Raw genomic sequence first — 15,320 nt, 5'->3', positions numbered from 1 at the left:
CCCGCCGGGGCGGCCGTCCGGGAGGACGCCCGCCGCACGGCGGAAGGCGCGGGGAGGCCAGAGGACTCCGGGCCGCGGCACCCCCGCGCCGGGCGTCCCTCCGGGCCGGCGGTCCCTGGTCCTCCCCGCGGCGCACCCCGGCCGGACCCGCACCCCCTCCCGAGCCCCGCCCGGAGCCCGCCGGGCCTGCGGCGCCCACCGAGGCCCCGCGGGGGCGAGTGGTACTGTTGCGCCGTACCGGGACATAGGCCCCGGTGCGCCATCCCCCTCCCCGCAGAGCAGACGTCCCGGCGCCGACGGCCGACCGGCCGCGCGCCCTCCCCGCCCCGGCGCAGGGCCCCGGGGACGCAGGTGGAAAGCGAGCCGCACGTGGTAGCCGAGGGCACCCGCTCCGACGCCGGAGACGCCGAGGGCGCCGGGACCGCCCCGGACCCCGCCCCCTCCGCGCGCCGCCCCCGCCCCGGCCGCACCACCCTGCTGCGCGCCGCGGCCGCCGCCGCGGCCGGACTGGCCCAGCTCCTCTCCCTGCCGCCCTACGGGCTGTGGTGGCTCGGCCCCCTCGCCGTCGCCCTGCTCGGAGCGGCGCTGATCGGCGTCCGCCTCCGCCGCGCCGCCTGGCTCGGCCTGCTCTCCGGCGCCGTGCTCATGGTGCCGCTCATCCAGTGGCAGAACGTCTTCGGCGCCGACGTGTGGCTGCTCATCGCCGCCGCCGAGACCGTCTACTTCGCCCCCATGGCCATGGGCATCGCCGCCCTCTCCCGGCTGCCCGGATGGCCCGTGTGGACCGCCGCCATGTGGGTGCTCCAAGAGGCGGTGCGCGCCCGCTTCCCGCTCGGCGGCTTCCCCTGGGGCAAGCTCGCCTTCGCCCAGCCCGACACCCCCTTCTCCGGCTACGCCGCCCTGGGGTCCTCGCCGCTGGCCTCCTTCGCCGTGGCGCTGAGCGGCACGCTGCTGCTGGCCGCCGTTCTGGGCGCGATCCGCGCCCGAACCCGGGGGGTGGGCCCACGCGCCCTCGCGGTGCCCGCCGCCCTGCTGGCCGGTGCGGTCGCCGTCCCCCTGTCCGGTATGGCGGCGCCCCGCATCGGTGCCCCGGACACCGGCGACACCGTCACCGTCGCCCTGATCCAGGGCAACGTGCCCAACGTCGGCGAGATGGACATCCTCGGCGAGCGCATGCAGGTGCTGCGGAACCACGTGGACACCGTCGAAGAGCTCGCCGAGGCCGTGGACGCCGGGGAGGCCGAGCGGCCGGACCTGGTGGTCCTGCCCGAGAACGCCAGCGACCTGGACGCCTACGCCGACCCCGAGGCGGCCGCGCTCATCGACCGGGCCGCCGAGCGCATCGGCGCGCCGCTGCTGTTCGGGATCACCCGCTACAGCCAGGACGGCACCGAGCGGCAGATCCGCAGCGTGGTGTGGACCCCCGGGGAGGGGCCGGGCGCCTACTACACCAAGCGGTACCTGGTGCCCTTCGGCGAGTACATCCCCTACCGGGAGTTCTTCACCCGCTTCGTGAGCCGCCTGCGGCAGGTCGGCAGCGACGGCGTCCCCGGCACCGAGCCGGGCGACCTGCCCATCGGCGGGACCACGCTGGCCACCGCCATCTGCTTCGACGTGGCCTTCGACCGGCCGCTGCGCGAGGCGGTCGCCGGGGGCGGGCAGATCATCGCCGTGCCCACCAACAACGCCAATTACAACTTCACCGGCCAGTCCGACCAGCAGCTCGCCATCACCCGGCTGCGGGCCGTCGAGCACGGCCGCCCCGCCGTGGTCGCCTCCACCAGCGGGGTGAGCGCCTTCGTCGACCCGGACGGCACGGTGGCCTACCGTTCGCCCGAAGCCGAACGCGCCTGGCAGGTCGCCGAGCTGCCCGCCAAGGAGGGGCTGACACCCGCCACCCGGCTGGGCGCCCTGCCCGAGGCGGCCCTGTCCGCCCTGGCCCTGGGGGCCCTGGCCGCGGCCGCCGTGGCGGCGCGCCGCCGCCGGTCCGCCGGCCGGGCGGCCGCGCCGCAGGGTGAGAACCGGGTGTGAACGGGCAGGGGGCGGCCCGGAGCGGGAACGCCGCGCCGCCCGCATGCGTTGTCACGGACGAAGACCGCGACGCCGAGGATGGTGCCCATGCCCCTGCTGATCGTGTTGGCGCTGATGGCGCTGCCGTTCGCCGAGATCTGGCTGATGATCGCGGTCGGCGGCCGGATCGGCGTGCCCTGGACCATCGCGCTGCTGTTCGCCTTCACCGTCGTCGGCGTGCTGGTGCTGCGCCGCGCCGGCACCCGCGCCTTCCGCGAGTTCGAGGAGTCCCTGCGCGTGCAGGCCCAGGCCTACCGGGACGCCGGGGGCGACCCGCAGGCCATGGCCAAGGCCCTGCGCGAGGGGGAGTCGTCCCGCTCCCGCGAGGGCATGCTCAGTGCCCTGATGCTCATGGTCGGCGGCATCCTCCTGCTCATCCCCGGGTTCATCACCGCCGCCGTGGGCGGGCTGCTGGCGCTGCCGTTCACCCGCCCCGCGCTGCGCTGGGCCTTCTCCGCCTGGGCCGACCGCCGCGCCCGCGCGATGGGCGTGACCGTGGTGACCGCCCCCTCCGACGGGTCCGGCGCCTCGGGTGCGTCCGGCGCCCCGGGCGAGGGGGCCGGCCGCCCCGGCAAGGGGAGGGTCATCCAGGGCCGCGTCGTCGACCCCACCGAGGAGCCCGGCACCGCCGGCTGAGGCCGCCCCCACCGCCCGCCAATCGGGCGAACCAGGCCTTTCGGGGTGTCCCCGGCGCATCCACTCGTGGCTCGGGGGACAATTGAGGCGTGAGCAACGAACCGCGGTGGAACTACCTCATGGACATGGACGGGGTGCTGGTGCGCGAGGAGCACCTCGTCCCCGGCGCCGACGCCTTCGTCTCCGAGCTGCGCGACAGCGGCATCGGTTTCATGGTGCTGACCAACAACTCCATCTACACGCCTCGGGACCTGCGGGCGCGGCTCAAGCGCACCGGCCTGGACATCCCCGAGGAGTCGATCTGGACCTCCGCGCTGGCCACCGCCCGGTTCCTGGATGAGCAGCGCCCCGGCGGGTCGGCCTACGTGGTGGGGGAGTCGGGGCTGACCACGGCCCTGCACAACGTCGGCTACGTGCTGACCGACCGCGACCCCGACTACGTGGTGCTGGGCGAGACCCGCACCTACAGCTTCGAGGCGATCACCCGCGCCATCCGGCTGGTGGAGAACGGGGCGCGGTTCATCGCCACCAACCCCGACGAGAAGGGCCCCAGCCAGGAGGGCTCGCTCCCGGCCACCGGCGCCATCGCCGCCCTGATCGAGCGGGTCACCGGGCGCGACCCCTACTACGTCGGCAAGCCCAACCCGCTGATGATGCGCTCGGCGCTGCGCGCCATCGGCGCCCACTCCGAGTCCACGCTGATGATCGGCGACCGGATGGACACCGACGTGCGGTCGGGGCTCGAAGCGGGCCTGAAGACGGTGCTGGTGCTGTCGGGCATCTCCGACCGGGACACCGCCGACCTGTTCCCCTACCGGCCCACGAAGGTGATGGACTCGGTGGCCGACCTGGTGGGCATCACCGCCGACCCCTTCGGGGCGGGGAGCGACGGCACCGGCTGACCGGGCCCCCGCCCCGGTCCGCAGGGCACGTGAAGGGGCGGCGGCCCGGTCCACCGGGCCGCCGCCCCTTCACGCGGAACGACAGGCGGCGCATCCGCCGCCGTGCGCCTTTCGGCACTCCCTCCTCAGGCGCTCTTGCGCTGCGCCGCCACCGTCTCCATGTGCTCCCGCTCCTCGCGCCGGCGCGCCCGCAGGAGCTCAAGGCGCTCGGCCAGGACCTCTTCGAGCTCTTCCATGCTGCGGCGCTCCAGCAGCATGTCCCAGTGCGTCCGGGCGGGCTTGGCCTTCTTCTCCTGAGGCTCCTCGCCGTTGACCATCAGGGCGGTGTCGCCGCAGAAGCGGCACTCCCAGTTGGACGGAATCTCGGCCTCGGTCGCGAAGGTGACGGAGAAGCGATGACCCCGAGGGCAGTCGTAGGTCACCTCCTGGCGCGGTGCCAGGTCGGTGTTGCGGTCGTTCTCGTAGCTCGTCGCCCCGAGCCGCGTGCCGCGAAGTGCTCGCTCGGCCATCGTGTACATGCCTCCAGGCGCTCTAGCGGTCTTCGTGGATGTAACGCTCCGGTCCGTCTCAAAGATTCCCCGGACGACCGCGGTCCAACCGTGCGATGATAAAGGGTCGGCCGTCGACGCGCACACCGGGGCCGCCTTCGCGCGCGGAGGAGCGGGGCGCCGCCCCGCAGGGCGCTAGGAGACGCGGTCCAGGATCACCACGGGGATGTCCCGGTCGGTCTTGGCCTGGTAGTTGTCGTAGTCGGGCCAGGTGGCCGCCAGTACCGGCCACAGCCGCTCCTTCTCCTCCCGGCCGGCGGTGCGGGCGCGCGCCGTGAAGCGGTCGCCGAGCACCTGCACCCCGACCTCGGGGTCGGCCTGGATGTTCTTGTACCACTGCGGGTGGTCGGCCGCGCCCCCGTTGGAGGCGACCACCGCGTAGGCGTCCCCGGAGGACCGGTAGATCAGCGGGGTGCTGCGGGGCAGCCCCGACGACCGCCCCGTGGTGGTCAGGATGAGGACCGTGGTGCCGTTCCAGTCATGGCCCTCGGCGCCGTCGGTCTCCTGGTACCGCTCCACATGCTCCTTGCCGAACAGCATTCGCCGTCCCTTCCCCCAGTGGTCCCGTCGTCGGTCCTGTCGGTGGCGGAGGGCCACCTGGCCCTCCTGTTACCCCATGGGCCCCGGTCGGAACCACCGCCCGCGCCGAACGGATCCGGCCGCCGCTCCCGGCCAGGGGAGCGCCCTTGTCGGCGGTGCAACGGGTTTCGTACGGTACGTAATCGATCCGAACGACGAGCGGGTAAGAGGGGGGATCCGCAGGGAGGGGGAGCATGCCCATCACCCGTCGCCGGCGGCACCCGGCGGCCTCCGCCGCCGCGGGAGCGGCGGTCCTGGTCCTCACCGGCTCGTGCGCCGTGCTGTCCACGAGCGTGCGCGAGGACGACGTGCCCGACACCGTCTCCACCGCCCTCACCGGCGAACCGGTCACCCTCAGGCTCGCCTACACCGACGACCCGCCCACCCAGGCCCTGGTGGACGGCTTCACCCGGCGCCACCCCGGCGTCACCGTCGAGCTGGAGCGCACCCAGTTCAGCGACTACGTGAAGACCGTCAAGCTGGCCATGTCCTCCGACGACCCGCCCGACATCGCCCAGTACAACACCGGCGCGATGAACTCCCTGGTCCCGGCCGGGCTCATCCTCAACCTCGACAAGCACTCCGCGGCCTACGGGTGGGAGGAGGCGTTCCCCTCCAGCGCCATGGACCCGCTGCGCACCGACCCGGACGCCGAGCGGTTCGGCAGCGGCAGCCTGTACGCCGTTCCCGGGTCGCTGTCGGTCCTGGGCGTCTTCTACAACAGGGACCTCCTCGCCGAGGCCGGGGTGGAGGAGCCGCCGCGGACCCTCGGCGCGTTCGAGGACGCCCTGGAGGAGGTGCACGCCGAGGGGACCACGCCCATCGGCAACGGCGCCTTGGAGGTCGGGGGCTTCCAGATCTGGAACGCCCTGCTCAACGTGACCGGCGACGAACAGGACTACCGGGACTGGGTCTACGGCGCCCCGGGAGCGACCATCGAGACCCCGGCGGCCGAAGAGGCGGCCGCCACCCTGACCCGCTGGGCGGAGCGCGGCTACCTGTCCGAGGGGGCCAACGCCACCTCCGACATCGACGCCCAGGCCGACTTCGCCGCGGGCGGCAGCGCCTTCCTGATCACCGGTAACTGGGCCGCCGCGGCGCTGGCCGAGGAGATGGGCGAGGACGTCGGCTTCTTCCTCATGCCCGGCCCCGAGGGGCCGGTGCCGGTCGCGTCCGGCTCCAGCGTCTCCTACGCCGTCTCCTCCCAGAGCGACCACCCCGACGCCGCCGCGGCGTTCCTCGACTACCTCGGCTCGCCCGAGGCCGCCCGGATCCAGGCCGAGAGCGGGTTCATGCCCGTCGACCCGGAGGCCGCGGGCGGTGGAGGCGGCGTGATGGGCGACATCGACGCGGGCTTCGCCCGGGTCATCGAAGAGGAGGGGCTGGTGCCGTTCCCCGACTACGCCGCCCCCGGCATGCTGGACCGGCTCACCCCCGGAGTCCAGGGGCTGGTGGCCGGGGTCAGGACCGAGGAGGAGTTCCTCGGCTCCCTCCAGGAGGAATGGGAGGGCGAACATGGGTGACCCCGCCGTGACCGGCGCCCGCGCCCCGGGCGGTGCGCGCCGGACCGGCCGCGGCGGGCGCGGCCGCGGGTGGCTCTTCCTGCTCCCGGCCGTGGCCGTGTACCTGGCCTTCACCGTCTACCCGGCGGTCAGCACGCTGCAGTTCTCCTTCCTCGAATGGGACGGAGTGGCGCCGCCGGCCTGGGCGGGCCTGGACAACTTCGCCCGTGTGGCGGCCGAGCCGATGCTGGGGCGGGCGGTCCTCAACGCCCTCGTGCTCATCGTCTTCTTCACCGTCCTGCCCATCCTGCTGGGACTGCTCATGACGGCCCTGCTCGCGGGCGGGGTGCGCCGCGGGACCGCCTTCTACCGGGTCGTGTTCTTCCTGCCGCAGGTCCTGCCGCTGGTGGTGGTGGGCACCACCTGGCGGTGGATGTACAGCGACGACGGGATGGTCAACCAGGCCTTCGCGCTGGCCGGTCTCGACCACCTCACCCGGGCGTGGCTGGGGGACGAGAGGTTCGCCCTGGCCGCCCTGGGGGTGGTCGGCACCTGGATCATGAGCGGGCTGTGCATGATGCTCTTCATGAGCGGCGCGCAGCGGGTCGACCCCGCCCTGCACGAGGCGGCCGCCATCGACGGGGCCGGCCCGGCCCGGCGCTTCCTCAGCATCACCCTGCCGGGGCTGCGCAGGGAGGTCTCCATCGCGGGCGTCATCACCACCATCGCGGCGCTGGCCAGCTTCGACCTGGTGTTCGTCACCACCAACGGGGGACCGGCGGGGGCGACGAACGTGCCCGGGCTGCTGGTGTACCGGCTGGCGTTCAACGAGGGCGACATCGGCGCGGCCGGGGCGCTGGCCGTGGTGCTCACCGTCCTCGTCGTGGTGTTCGTCGGCGGGATCCGGCTACTGGCCAAGGAGGACGCATGAGGCCGAGCGCCGCGGGGCAGGCCCTGCGCTACGCGCTGCTGAACCTGATGGCGCTGGCCGTGCTGCTGCCCTTCGCGGGCATCGTGCTGGCGGCGCTGCACCCGTCGGGGAGCCGGGTGGACGGGGTGTCGGTGCCCGACCGGTGGTCCTGGGAGAACTTCGGCCTGGCCTGGCGGGAGGGCGGGTTCGGCGACCTGATGCTCTCCAGCCTCATCGTCAGCGGGGCGGTGGTGCCGCTGACCGTGCTGCTGGCGACGATGGCCGGGTTCGCGCTGTCGGTGCTGGGGGTGTGGGGCGGGCGGGTCCTGTCCCTGGGGTTCGTGCTCGGCCTGACCGTCCCGGTCGAGCTGCTGGTGATCGCGCTCTACTACAACCTGCGCGAGGTCGGCCTGACCGACGCCTACACGGGGGTGGTGCTGGCCGAGGTGGCGCTCTTCCTGCCCTTCGGCGTGTACTGGATGCAGTCCCACTTCGCCGGGGTGCCCCGCGAGCTGGTGGAGTCGGCGCGCATGGACGGCGCGCGCGACGGCACGGTGCTGTGGCGGGTGCTGCTGCCGGTGTCCCGGCCCGCGGTGACCACCCTGACGGTGCTGGTGTTCATGTGGTCGTGGAACCAGTTCCTGCTGGTGCTGGTGATGCTGCAGGACCCGTCCATGCGCACGGCGCCCACCGGGCTCGGGCTGTTCGTGGGCCGGTACGGCACCGACGTGCCGCTGCTCGCCGCGGCGAGCCTGATCGTGATCGCCCCCATCGTCGTGGTCTACGTGGTGTTCCAGCGCAGCTTCGTCGAGGGCATCACCAGGGGCGCCGTCAAGCAGTAGCACCGCCAGCACCGCCCGCGTCCCCGGGCCCCGCCGGGCCCGGGGACGCGGCGCGCCTCAGACCCGCTCGGGCTCCTCGTTGCCCACGTCGCGGATGCCCTTGCGGAAGTCGGTCCTCCACAGCAGGAACCCGCCCAGGATGAAGAAGGCGATCAGGGAGAAGATCGCCACCCGGTAGCCGCCGGTGAGGGTCACCGCGACCGTCACCGCGAGCGACCCCAGGAACGTCGACCCCCGGTCGCTGATCTGGTACACCGCGAAGTACTCGGCCTCCCGGCCGTGCGGGATGAGCTGGGAGAAAAGCGCCCGCGCCAGCGCCTGGGAGCCGCCGAGCACCAGGGCGATGCCCACGCCCAGCGCCATGAACAGCACCGGTTCGCCCGCGGGCAGCAGGTACCCCAGGGTCACCAGCACGCACCACACGCCCAGCGTGGCCAGCACCGCGTTCTTCGGACCGGTCACCCGCGCCAGGCGGCCCACCGCCAGCGCCCCGCCGAACGCCACGAACTGGATCATCAGGATCGTGCCCATCATGACCTCTTGGCCGATGCGCAGGTCCTGGGTGGCGAACGGGGCGGCGTAGCGCACGGCCGCCTGGATGCCGTCGTTGAAGAGGATGAACGCCAGCAGGAACAGCAGCGTCTGCGGGTAGCGGCGCATCCCCTTGACCGTCCGGGCGAACTGCACCACGGTCAGCTTCGGCGTGGGGCGGCGGGCCGACAGCGCCAGGTCGGTGTAGCGGTTGCGCAGCGGGCGCAGCGCCAGCACGGTGAACCCGGCCCACCACACCCCGGCCGAGGCGAAGGCGATGCGCACCGCGTCGGCCTGGCCCAGGCCCAGGTCGTCGGCCATCAGCACGAGGGCCAGGTGGGCGGCGAGCATGGTGGCCCCGCCCAGGTAGGCCAGGGCCCACCCGGTGCTGGAGACCCGGTCGCGCTCGTCGGGGGTGGCGATCTCGGGCAGGAAGGAGTTGAAGACCGCCAGCGAGGCGCCGTAGACCACGTTGGCCACCAGGAACAGGGCCGCGGCCGGCAGCCACCGGTCCCCGGCGAGGTAGAGGGCGCTCACGGCGACCGAGCCGGTGAAGGCGAGCCAGAACAGCCACCGCTTCTTGTGCCGGGAGCGGTCGGCCATCGCGCCGACCACCGGCAGCAGCATGATCTGCAGCAGGATCGCGGTGGTGGTGACCGCCGGGTACAGGGCGTTGGCGTGCAGCTTGATGCCCAGCGGATACACGTAGTAGGGGCCGCCGGTGCACACGGTGGTGTCCGGCGCCCCGGCGGCGGCGCAGGCCAGGCCGCTCAGGTAGGGGCCGATGAGCACGGTGACCACCGAGGTGATGAACACCTGGTTGGCCCAGTCGTACATGTACCAGCCCCGCTGCTCCCGCTTGCGCTGGGCGGGGTCGGGGGAGGGGGTGTTCCCGGGGGCGGGGTCGGGGGAGGCGGTCGTCATCTGGGGCGGGGTCCGTCCTGGTCGGCGGCGGGGGCGGCGGGCACGGCGGCCGCCCCGTTGGGCCGCGGGGCGGGCCAGGCGCCGCGGGCGGCCAGGACGTCGCGCAGCCCGGTGGTGTTGTCGGTGACGATGCCGTCGACCCCGGCGTCCAGGAGGCGCTCCATGACGGCGGTGTCGTTGACGGTCCACACGTGCACCTGCATGCCGAGGCGGTGTGCGGTGGCGATCAGGTCGCGGCTGAGCACGGGGAAGCCGCGCATGCGCAGGGGGATCTGCACGCACTGCACGCCGCGGCGGGCGAGCGGGGCCAGGGCGGCATGGAGCGAGGCGACGCGCAGGCGGGCCACGTCGACGGGGCCGCAGGAGGTGGCCACGCGGGGGCCCATCACCCTCCGGACCCGGTCGAGGCGGCGCTGGTCGAACGAGCCCAGGCAGACGCGGTCCCCGGCGCCGGTGCGGCGCAGCACGTCGGCGAGGGGCTCCACGGCGGCGTCGGATTTTACGTCGATGTTGAAGCGCGCCTCGGGCCAGGCGTCCAGGAGCTCCTCCATCACCGGGACCGGCTCGCTGCCGCCCACCCGCGCGCGCCCGACCTCGGCGTAGGGCAGGTCGGCGATGGCGCCCCCGCGGTCGGTGGCGCGGTCGAGGGTCTCGTCGTGGAAGGCCACGAGCACGCCGTCGCGGGTGGCGTGCACGTCGGTCTCCAGGTAGCGGTAGCCCAGTTCGACCGCGTACCGGAAGGCGGCCGCGGTGTTCTCCAGCTCGGTGCGCACGTTCCCGGAGGCGTCACGGAGCCAGCCGCCCCGGTGGGCAAGGCCGATGGGGACGGGGAGGTCGAGGTAGCGGTGAGTCACACCCAGCAGTATGCCGTTCGGCGGCGACACGGGCACCACCGCCCGGTGACCCGCCCCACCCGCGAAGCCGAACACGGGAAGGCCCGGCCGGGAGCATCGCGCCGCTGATGCGGCGCGGCCCGGTGGTGTCCTCTGGAGCGGTGGAACTTTCGGCGGCCGTGGCCGCCGGTGCGGGCACCCTCTGGCCCGAAGCCCCGATGATCTCGGGGAAACGACGCTGCGAGCGCGGTTGTGGCGTCGTTTCCCCCGAGATCGACAACGGAAGGGGGCGGGCCGGCGGTGCCGGCCCGGCCCGAGGGAAACGGCACCGCGCCAGAGGACACGGCCTGCGGCCTTCTCCGTTCGATGCGTGGTGGCCCGGCGGCGCGCATCGACGTACGCGCCGCCGCCGTCGGCCGGTTCCGGCTCCATGGACCGGGGGCGGCCCCTTTTGTATCGCGTGCTGTGGGCCGCCTAGCTCTTACCGACGTCGGTCTCCAGGTCGGTGCACACCCACATGCCCTCTTTGCGCGCGACGCGGAAGGCCAGGACGCGGCGGCGCCGGCCGCACCCGATCAGGGCCGCCGCTTCGGCCACCGACGGACCCTGAGGGCGCACCCACGTCCGCAGCACCCGCGGCCGGGTACGTTCGCGGAAGGCGCCCGCCCTCCGGCAGAGCATCGAGAACGGCCGCGGTTCGAGGAGGGGCTCCACCTGGACGGGCGCGCGCTCTCCCGCCAGGACCTCGGCGGTGAGCTGGGCCAGACGGACCACCTGGTGCGGTGACCAGGCGCCCTGGATGCGGTGGTGGCGGATCGCGGACGGACGCCGGGGCGGGTGCGGTCGTGGCAATTCCGGCTCCTCTCGGACACCGACGGGAGCGGGGAGGCGGCGCGGCGCCGCACCCGTCACCTGTACAGAGGGCGCGGACACCCTCCGTTGCCACGTGGAATTCCAGCTTTTTGTCCGACGTCCGCCCAAGACGGCCCGGAACATCGGAGAAGGACCGGCCGGAATACCCCTCCGGCCGATCGGGCGCGGTCGTCCGGGGGTGTCCTCCGGAGCGGTGTGGTGTCCGTTCGGCCAGGTCGACGCGGTCGGTCCCCTCCCGTTGTTGATCTCGGGAGGAACGACGCCAAAAACGCGCTGGTAGCGTCGTTTTTCCCGAGATCATCGGGGGTCCTACTCCAGAGGGCGCGACCGTCCCGGACGGGCGGGGCGAATGCGATGGGGCGGTGCTCGGGGCTGCGAATGGGCGGGAATCGGGGCATGTCTTCCGTGCCTTCTGCGAATATGACGCTCCGTGCCGGTATAGTGACTATGTGTTGCCGCATCGCCACTCCGAGTCGCAGCCCGCCGGTGTGCGCCCCGCCGAAGGTGGCCGGCGGGGCCCGGCGCGGGTCCACCGCAACGACTGGACCGGCCTCCACCCGCCCGATCCCGGGTGCTGGACGCCGCGCCTGTCCGTGAGCACCGTCGTCACCGCCCTGGGCGGGGAACGCCTGGACCTGACGCTCGCGGCGCTGTCCGTGCAGACCTACCCCGCGCACCTGCTCGACGTCCTCGTCATCGCCGCGGACGGCGTCGCCCTGCCCGAGGACCCCGGGGAGAGCGTCCGCGTCGAACGGGTCCCCGCCGGGACCGGGGCCGCGGCCGCGTGCGCCCTGGGCACCCGCCTCGCCGGGGGCGACATCCTCTGCCTGCTCGACGCCGGCATGATCGTCGACCCCTTCTACGCCGAGACCCACGCCCGCTGGCACCACATGCGCCCCGACTGCGTCACCCTCGCCGACGTGCTCAGCGCCCGCGAGGTCCCCGCCGACGCCGCCGACACGGCGGTCATGGCCCTGTCCGGCGGCATGGCCGACGCCCTGGGCGGCGACGGCGCCTGCGCCGACCGCGACGCCCTGCTGGACGCCACCGGCGACCTCGCCGGGGCCGACGACCGCGCCTGCCGGGCCTTCACCCGCTCGGCCTGCGCCGTGCGCACCGCCCTGTTCCGGGCCGCCGCCGGAGACGGCCCGCTCGGCGAGGCGGAGCTGGCCGACCGCCTCTGGACCGCCGGAGCCCTCTTCCTGCCCGACCGCGATGCGCCCGCCTGGTCGACGGGCGAGGCCGGGACCGCGCTGCCCGCCGCGGACGCGGACCGCACCCGCCCGCCCCGTGTCCGCGCGGTCGTCGACATCGGCGGCGCCGACTACGACATGGTGCGCGGGTGCGTCGACCGCCTCCTGGACGCGGGCGAGCCCGACATCGGCGTGGACCTGGTCGCCGACTGGGAGGGGGAGCGCGTCTCGGAGGAGGCGCTGCTGGAACTGCGCCTGGTCCAGGCCGCCTACCTCGCGGATGCGCGGGTCCGGTTCGTCCCCGACCCGCCCCGGACCGGCTTCCCCTCGCCCTACCTGCTGCAGCTCCCCGTGGCCTGGGGACTGTCCCCCGACACGCTGGGGCTGCTGACCGACCGCGCCGAGCGCGCGCACGCCGGCGTCGTCGAACTGGTCCCCGAGTCGGCGCCCACGCCCGGCGCCGGGGTCCGGCTGTGGCGCACCCGCGCGCTGGCCCGCGCCCTTCGGGAGCGGTGCCAGGGGGAGCGGCTGGCCGACGCCGTCGCGGAGGTGTACGGCCGCTACCGCATCCAGGCCGGGGAGGGGACGCTGGTGGACCTCACCGACCCCGAGGCCTGCCACTACCGCTCGGAGCCCTTGCGGACGGGGGTCGGGGCCGCCGAGCAGGACGCGTACGGCGACGAGGACGACGGCGAGCAGAGCGCGGACGCCCGCCCCCGGCGCCAGCGGGAGGGCGACGGGCCGGTGGTCGGACCCGGCCGGGACGAGTTCGACGAGGGGGACGACGGCGAGCAGAGCGCGGACGCGGAATCGGGTGACGGACGGATCCGCGCGCTTTTCGCCGCCGCGCGCGCGTCAGCGGCCAGGGCGGCCCGCGCCTGCGGGGCCGCATGCGCGGCCCCGCTCCGGTTCATGCGCTGAGCCCGCCCACGGGCCCTTCCGCCCCCCCCGGGGGCGGGACCCGGGCCGGGCGGCACGCGCCTCAGTCGGACGTCCGGCCCGCGCCCGTGTTGATCGCGTTCAGCGTCGTCTGCAGGTCCGAGCGGATGTCCTCGGGCAGGGGCGCCGACCCGGTCTCGTCGGAGGCCGCCTGCTGGCCCTCGGGGCTGATCACGTAGCTCAGGAAGTCCCGGACCCGCTCGCCCTGGTCGGGGTCCTCGTAGTCCAGGCACGCCACCTGGTAGCTGACCAGCACGATCGGGTAGACCCCCGACTCGGTGGTGCCGTAGTCCAGCTCCAGCGCGTAGTCGTAGCGGCCCGAGCCCTCGCGCCGGGGCGCCTCGGCCACCACCTTGGCCGCCGACTCCGGCGCCAGCTCCACGAACTCCTCGCCGACGCCCACCCGCGCGGCCGACATGTGCCCCACGTGGGAGGCCTCCACGTAGCCGATGGTGCCGTTCCCGCCTTCCACCGCCTCGGCGATGCCGCTGTTGCCCTGCGCGGCCTCGACCGGGGGCAGCGGCCACTGGCCGCCGGGCTCGTAGGTCCACACGTCCGGCGCGGCGCTGTGCAGGTACTCGGTGAAGTTCTCGGTGGTGCCGGACTCGTCGGAGCGCGACACCGGGGTGATGCGCTTGTCCGGCAGGTCGGCGTCCGGGTTGTCCTCGGCGATCTCCGGCGCGTCCCACCGGGTGATGTCGCCCTTGAAGATGCCCGCGATGGTGTCCGGCGACAGGTCCAGCTCGTCGACGCCCTCCAGGCTGAACACCACCGCGATCGGGACCACGTAGGCGGGGATGTTCACCGCCGCCGAGGAGTCGCAGCGCGCCACCGCCTCCTCGTGCTCCTTGGGGTCCAGGGCGGCGTCGGTCCCGGCGAAGGCCACGGCACTGTCGAGGAACTGGCTGCGCCCGCCGCCCGAGCCGATCGCGTCGTAGAAGACCAGCGAGTCCTGGCAGGCCGTCTGGTAGCCCGCGATCCACGTGGTCATCGCGTTCTCTTGGGCGCTGGAGCCGGCCCCGTCCAGGGTGCCCTCGAAGCAGGACAGGTCGTCGGGGACGGGGATCGGGTTGTTGCCGCGCACGGCGTTGTCACTGCCGCACGCCGCGGTGAGGGCGAGGGCCCCCGAGGCGGCGGCCGCGAGGCAGGCGCGGCGGGTGGACGGGCGCATGCGCATGGCTGTGCTCTTCTCCCCACAGGTGGGCGCCTCGGCGGGGCGGCGTCCCGGCGGCCGCCCCTGCGGGCACGGTACGGCCCGCCGGGCGGCCCCGGGTACGGTGCGCGGGCGCGGCTGAACGAACGACGTCGAAGAATTTAACAACAGGTGGCGCGTGCTGCCGAACCGGGCCGGTGTGGGGAAGGGCTCACCCCGTCCGGGCGCGGGTCAACCGGCGTCCGCGGCCTCGGCGATCCGGGCCAGGACGGCCCGCAGGCCCAGCTCGTAGCCGACCACCCCGCACCCGGCGATGTAGCCCTGCATGACCGGCGCGGTGACCGAGGTGTGCCGGAACTCCTCGCGGGCGTACACGTTGGAGATGTGCACCTCGACGCAGGGGGTGTCCACCGCGTCCACCGCGTCGCGCAGCGCGATGCTGTAGTGGGCGAAGGCGCCCGGGTTGATGACGATCCCGTCGAGCTCGGCGGCCCCGTGCACCAGGTCGACCAGCTCGCCCTCGTGGTTGCTCTGCGCGCACCGCACCCGCGCCCCCAGCTCGGCGCCGAGCCCGGTCACCCGGCGCTCGATGTCGGCCAGCGTCGTGGAGCCGTAGTGCGCGGGGTCCCGGCGGCCCAGCAGGTTCAGGTTGGGGCCGTTCAGCAGCAGGACGGTGGGGCTGAGGCGGTCGGATGCGTCGGGCAACGTGCGGCCTTCCGTGCGGGCGGTCGGTCGGGCTGGGGCCGGCGGCGCCGGCCGGTGCGGCCAGCGCAGGGTGTGTTTCTTGGATCGTTTTCGGCTCGCGGCCACGCCCCTATTGCGCCGGCTTCGCCATGGTGGCGAAGCCGGCGCAATAGGGGCGACGGCCGCTCGCTGATCGAAAAG

The 15,320-nt window shown here is 74.1% G+C and carries 14 protein-coding genes; 7 read left to right on the top strand and 7 right to left on the bottom strand.

The genetic code is table 11. The features are described 5' to 3' along the window. The first annotated feature begins 369 nt into the window (after positions 1-369). The 3 genes from lnt to O4U47_RS25840 all read left to right on the top strand — a co-directional run bounded on the left by lnt (position 370) and on the right by O4U47_RS25840 (position 3,608). Positions 370-2,031 (top strand): apolipoprotein N-acyltransferase, encoded by a 1,662-nt coding sequence (lnt, locus tag O4U47_RS25850; RefSeq protein WP_270680578.1) that lies wholly within the window; start codon positions 370-372, stop codon positions 2,029-2,031. Between the two features lie 87 nt (positions 2,032-2,118). Further along, a complete protein-coding gene (locus O4U47_RS25845) occupies positions 2,119-2,706 on the top strand; it encodes an FxsA family protein (protein WP_270680577.1) in 588 nt (195 codons plus the stop codon). A gap of 119 nt (positions 2,707-2,825) precedes the next feature. Beyond that, positions 2,826-3,608 carry an HAD-IIA family hydrolase gene (locus tag O4U47_RS25840; RefSeq protein WP_270680581.1) on the top strand — a complete coding sequence of 261 codons (783 nt, stop codon included), beginning with the start codon at positions 2,826-2,828 and terminating at the stop codon, positions 3,606-3,608. A 125-nt stretch (positions 3,609-3,733) separates the two neighbouring features. On the opposite strand, the gene O4U47_RS25835 is transcribed toward O4U47_RS25840, so the two are convergent. After that, complete coding sequence (locus O4U47_RS25835) at positions 3,734-4,117, bottom strand: RNA polymerase-binding protein RbpA (RefSeq protein WP_026123636.1); 384 nt, start codon at positions 4,115-4,117, stop codon at positions 3,734-3,736. A 174-nt stretch (positions 4,118-4,291) separates the two neighbouring features. Then, the gene (locus O4U47_RS25830) at positions 4,292-4,696 is read right to left on the bottom strand and encodes a nitroreductase family deazaflavin-dependent oxidoreductase (RefSeq protein WP_270680576.1); all 405 of its coding nucleotides are present in this window, start codon (positions 4,694-4,696) and stop codon (positions 4,292-4,294) included. Between the two features lie 233 nt (positions 4,697-4,929). Between O4U47_RS25830 and O4U47_RS25825 the strand changes: the two genes are divergently transcribed. Genes O4U47_RS25825 through O4U47_RS25815 form a run of 3 tightly spaced genes read left to right on the top strand, consistent with a single transcriptional unit; the run spans position 4,930 to position 7,989 of the window. Continuing rightward, entirely contained in the window at positions 4,930-6,258 is a 1,329-nt protein-coding gene (locus O4U47_RS25825; RefSeq protein ID WP_270680575.1) for an ABC transporter substrate-binding protein, read from the top strand. After that, entirely contained in the window at positions 6,251-7,168 is a 918-nt protein-coding gene (locus O4U47_RS25820; protein ID WP_270680574.1) for a carbohydrate ABC transporter permease, read from the top strand. The genes O4U47_RS25825 and O4U47_RS25820 overlap by 8 nt, the downstream gene beginning before the upstream one ends. Then, positions 7,165-7,989 carry a carbohydrate ABC transporter permease gene (locus O4U47_RS25815; protein ID WP_270680573.1) on the top strand — a complete coding sequence of 275 codons (825 nt, stop codon included), beginning with the start codon at positions 7,165-7,167 and terminating at the stop codon, positions 7,987-7,989. The genes O4U47_RS25820 and O4U47_RS25815 overlap by 4 nt, the downstream gene beginning before the upstream one ends. Positions 7,990-8,046: 57 nt before the next feature. Here O4U47_RS25815 and O4U47_RS25810 read toward each other — a convergent pair whose 3' ends face one another. The 3 genes from O4U47_RS25810 to O4U47_RS25800 form a co-directional block, all read right to left on the bottom strand. Next, on the bottom strand, positions 8,047-9,444 hold the full coding sequence (locus O4U47_RS25810; RefSeq protein ID WP_270680572.1) for an MFS transporter: 1,398 nt from the start codon (positions 9,442-9,444) through the stop codon (positions 8,047-8,049). Next, positions 9,441-10,298: a glycerophosphodiester phosphodiesterase gene (locus O4U47_RS25805; protein ID WP_270680571.1), complete on the bottom strand. Its 858-nt coding sequence runs from the start codon at positions 10,296-10,298 to the stop codon at positions 9,441-9,443. Before O4U47_RS25805 ends, O4U47_RS25810 begins: the two co-directional genes overlap by 4 nt. 453 nt (positions 10,299-10,751) lie before the next feature. Continuing rightward, positions 10,752-11,129 carry an Rv3235 family protein gene (locus O4U47_RS25800; protein ID WP_270680570.1) on the bottom strand — a complete coding sequence of 126 codons (378 nt, stop codon included), beginning with the start codon at positions 11,127-11,129 and terminating at the stop codon, positions 10,752-10,754. Positions 11,130-11,599: 470 nt separating this feature from the next. Here O4U47_RS25800 and O4U47_RS25795 point away from each other — a divergent pair, with 470 nt between their 5' ends. After that, positions 11,600-13,264, top strand: a complete 1,665-nt coding sequence (locus O4U47_RS25795; protein WP_270680569.1) for a glycosyl transferase family 2 — start codon at positions 11,600-11,602, stop codon at positions 13,262-13,264. Between the two features lie 61 nt (positions 13,265-13,325). On the opposite strand, the gene pstS is transcribed toward O4U47_RS25795, so the two are convergent. Continuing rightward, positions 13,326-14,459, bottom strand: a complete 1,134-nt coding sequence (gene pstS, locus O4U47_RS25790; RefSeq protein ID WP_270680568.1) for a phosphate ABC transporter substrate-binding protein PstS — start codon at positions 14,457-14,459, stop codon at positions 13,326-13,328. Between the two features lie 207 nt (positions 14,460-14,666). Beyond that, the gene (gene aroQ / locus O4U47_RS25785; RefSeq protein WP_270680567.1) at positions 14,667-15,140 is read right to left on the bottom strand and encodes a type II 3-dehydroquinate dehydratase; all 474 of its coding nucleotides are present in this window, start codon (positions 15,138-15,140) and stop codon (positions 14,667-14,669) included. Between the last annotated feature and the right edge of the window lie 180 nt (positions 15,141-15,320).

Source organism: Nocardiopsis suaedae (assembly GCF_027706745.1).
Taxonomy (GTDB): Bacteria; Actinomycetota; Actinomycetes; order Streptosporangiales; family Streptosporangiaceae; genus Nocardiopsis_A; species Nocardiopsis_A suaedae.
The sequence above is the reverse complement of the archived record's forward strand: the minus strand, read 5'-3'. Positions and strand labels throughout refer to the sequence as shown.